A 2,578-nucleotide genomic window follows, 5' to 3' on the forward strand; every position below is an offset into this window, starting at 1 on the left:
AACGAAAATGGCCTGTATATCATCGACCAGCACGCTGCCCAGGAACGGATAAAATACGAATATTTTAAAGAAAAAGTCGGACGTGTCGAAAACGAGCTACAGGATATGCTGGTTCCCATCACACTTGAGTTCTCGACCGACCAATGTATCCGAATCAATGAATACCAGCATGAACTGGAAAAAGTCGGCGTCTATTTAGAGGAGTTCGGCTATAATGCCTATATAGTTCGGTCACACCCTCAGTGGTTTCCAAAAGGTATTGAACAGGAAATCCTTGAAGAAATGATTGAACAATTATTATCAATGAAAAAAGTCGACATCAAAAAACTCCGCGAAGAAGCGGCGATCATGATGAGTTGTAAAGCCTCTATAAAGGCAAACCGTCATCTGCGGAATGACGAAATTCAAGCACTATTAGATGAACTAAGACAAACAACAGACCCATTCACTTGCCCACACGGAAGACCTATCATCATCTCATATTCGATTTATGAGATGGAGAAGATGTTCAAGCGGGTCATGTAATTATAAACGCTGGAGAACCCTTTATTTACAAGGATCTCTAGCGTTATTTTGGTGAAATGACCACTAAATGACCACATTTATTGCTCAAGGCTCTTTTTCCCTAATGCTTTTGAAAAGTTATCTGCTGAAGAGTCCTGTATATTCTGAGTAACATGACTATATTTATCTAAGGCTATAGAAACATTTGAATGTCCTAATCTTTCTGATACCACTTTAGAATTTTCTCCAATCTCCAACATTATAGTTGCATGTGTATGTCGTAAATCATGAAATCGAATCCTATTCATTCCTGCAAGCTTACTATCATAAAGAAACTGCTTGTGTATCGTATTGGGATTGACTGGTTCCCCACCAAAAGCAGAAACGACAAAGTGATCCTCTATTAACTTCAACCCCACTTTTAAAAGTTGTTCTTGTTTCTTTACTTTGTAAGATTGTAATTCTCCAATCATCTCATTAGTAATAGAAATATTTCTTTTTCCGCTATGTGTTTTAGGTGATTGTAAAACTAGACCTTGACCTGAAATATAGTATAGGGAGTGCTGCACAAAAATTCTCTTTTTGTTAAAATCTATATCCTTCCATTTTATCAATGGAATACATGTGGTGGTGTTCCTATGCAGCTAAGGATGGAAGACCAAAACAAGTTTCCAATTTGGGTAAGTGTATTTGGAAATTAAAAAATGCTGTATATGGCAATATTTTTTTGTATGTAAAATTAGCCGAAAATATAAAAAAATATGTATATTTTTCGACTTATAAAAATGTTCAATTAGGTACTAAAGTGCCAGTTCACCGTTCGCTAAACAAAGACATCATCTCAACTTGTTCTATATCACTCTTTTATTACGATATCTTGCTTTGAAAAAGCGTACTCCAATCAAATAATTTTTTAATTCTGTGTACTAACAACTGTACTTGAACTTAGGCTCTGTCTGAATATAAAAGGCATTTCTTACTTGTGCACTCCAATTTGCAAAGGCTGATCTCCATTCAGGAGTGTTAAAGAATTGATCTACAGTTTGAGTTTCAGAATGCCAAACTATAAATAGGTTGAGTGGGGCAATTCCTCCTGCCCAAATTCCATTATTTGCGTCAGTATCTTCTTCCCTTACTAATAATAAGGGTAGACCAAATTGAAAAGCCATTGAAGGTTCTACTTGTGAATAAACTGATCCTTCCCAGAACGGAGTGGATGGTGGAAGGGGTCCCTCATTGACGCCAACTGTCTTAATTTGAAAACGACGGAGGTTTACTGCCAACATTCCATAGCTTGATGAAACTAACCGACGAATATCGGTTAAAATGGCTTCGGGATAACTTTCGCTTAAAGGTAGTGTACGTGGAAAAAGCAAAGCATTCTCAATCTCAAAAATTAGACGGTTTAGAAACTGTCGTTGGTTATCATTTAAATGAGTTGTCGTACTTAAAAATATGGGAATACGATAAGCACGGTCAATACACTCTTGGTGTGCCGATGATGAATATACTTCTTCCTTTAAAGGTTCATTTTTAGAATTGCTTGAGGAATCTGTACCTTTATTATCTTTATCTTTATGTTTATCTTTATCTTTATTTTTATCACTACCCACTTTTCTCATCTCCTTTTTTAATTAATATATGGGAAAGGATTAAGTATTGATTGGACATAACAATCTGACTTCTATCCCTTTTTTTGATAAGGACTTTAAAGAACAAAAACTAATAATTTATGCCTAAATTTGATTTTTTTGTTTTAAACCTACAGACTGATTAGTATTTGTACTATCAAATCAGGGTGACGATGGAAAAGGAGGATTATAAGATTTTCCGATTAAACCAGCAGGAATCTATTTTGGATTAAATAAAAATCGATCCTAGGTTAAAAACGTAAGGTCAATATTTGACGAAGATATAAAGATTACAAGGGTTAGTATGCAAAATGATGCATATTTTAACCTTGAATCTTATGAATGGAAACAAAAAGGGAAAACATTAAGCTTTGTACAAAAAGATTGAGCTTCTGATACATCTATGTTTTATATAACTTACAGGTGTGGAGTTAGTATAGTTT

Annotated in this window: 2 protein-coding genes and 1 pseudogene; 1 reads left to right on the forward strand and 2 read right to left on the reverse strand. The window is 34.9% G+C overall.

Features of this window, described 5'->3' with window-relative positions:
• Positions 1–525, forward strand: a pseudogene (locus AC1DUW_RS25565) (DNA mismatch repair endonuclease MutL); the annotation flags it as partial.
• A 77-nt stretch (positions 526–602) separates the two neighbouring features.
• Here AC1DUW_RS25565 and AC1DUW_RS25570 read toward each other — a convergent pair.
• Both AC1DUW_RS25570 and AC1DUW_RS25575 read right to left on the reverse strand, forming a co-directional pair.
• Positions 603–1,118, reverse strand: a complete 516-nt coding sequence (locus AC1DUW_RS25570) for a site-specific integrase (RefSeq protein WP_161804905.1) — start codon at positions 1,116–1,118, stop codon at positions 603–605.
• A 312-nt stretch (positions 1,119–1,430) separates the two neighbouring features.
• Complete coding sequence (locus tag AC1DUW_RS25575; protein WP_477643798.1) at positions 1,431–2,126, reverse strand: hypothetical protein; 696 nt, start codon at positions 2,124–2,126, stop codon at positions 1,431–1,433.
• Positions 2,127–2,578: the final 452 nt, after the last annotated feature.

It is taken from the genome of Peribacillus sp. P4_C12, from assembly GCF_056402095.1.

Bases quoted from the DNA above. Each gene is read 5' to 3' on its own strand.
- AC1DUW_RS25575 (WP_477643798.1), bottom strand. From the start codon at position 2,126: ATGAGAAAAGTGGGTAGTGATAAAAATAAAGATAAAGATAAACATAAA.